The organism is Gelidibacter maritimus (assembly GCF_014062315.1).
Taxonomy (GTDB): Bacteria; Bacteroidota; Bacteroidia; order Flavobacteriales; family Flavobacteriaceae; genus Gelidibacter; species Gelidibacter maritimus.
This window is the reverse complement of record NZ_JACGLT010000049.1, coordinates 1-686: the sequence shown is the minus strand read 5'-3', so window position 1 is coordinate 686 and position 686 is coordinate 1. Positions and strand designations below refer to the sequence as shown.

Sequence of the window (686 nt, the reverse complement as noted above, 5' to 3'; positions counted from 1 at the left end):
CAATCCCCATAGTAGGCAAACCGACCAACACCGGTTCAGTCAACACGGCATTCATGTTGGGTCGTACCGACCACACGAATGCTTAGTTATTGCCATTAGTTTTTTTTCGTCGTTGCTTTATTCATCAATAGTCCTTGAAATTTCTGCCCATATTCGTTTTGGATTTTAATGTCAGCTTTCCACGTTACTTCTTGGTCATTAAGTTCAATTTCATATTTATATCCACCATTCATTAATTTGAGAGTGTCTGGATTAAAGAGTTTTTCAGGATTATAAGCTATACTATCAACCATTATCACTCTCGAACCTTTGGATTTATTGTTATATCCGATAAAGATAATTTCGCCTTTTATTTTTGAGTTCAATTCGTAAGTGTTTTCGTAGTTCGGAATATCTCGAACAGATATGCTGTCAAACACATATTTAGTTTCAATATCTGCAACAATTTTCCGCAAACTATCATTTTCCGCTTTTAGATTCTCCAATTTAGCAATTGTATTTTCGCCTTGATTTATATCCGTACAGCTAAAGATTATTAAGGTTAGAAAAACTATTATTATCACTTTCGTCATTTTCTTTCAAATTAATGGCAACGTCCCGTATAAAAACTGTGCGAGCGGGCGAGCGTGATTGTCCGCAGGACAATCCGCTGAGCAAGCGAGCACGGAATTTCGATTCAAGACAGG

Annotated in this window: 1 protein-coding gene; it reads right to left on the bottom strand. The window is 36.7% G+C overall.

The features are described 5' to 3' along the window. Window positions 1–95: 95 nt before the first annotated feature. Window positions 96–572, bottom strand: coding sequence for a hypothetical protein (locus tag H3Z82_RS19445; RefSeq protein ID WP_235982506.1), 477 nt, complete (start codon window positions 570–572; stop codon window positions 96–98). Window positions 573–686: the final 114 nt, after the last annotated feature.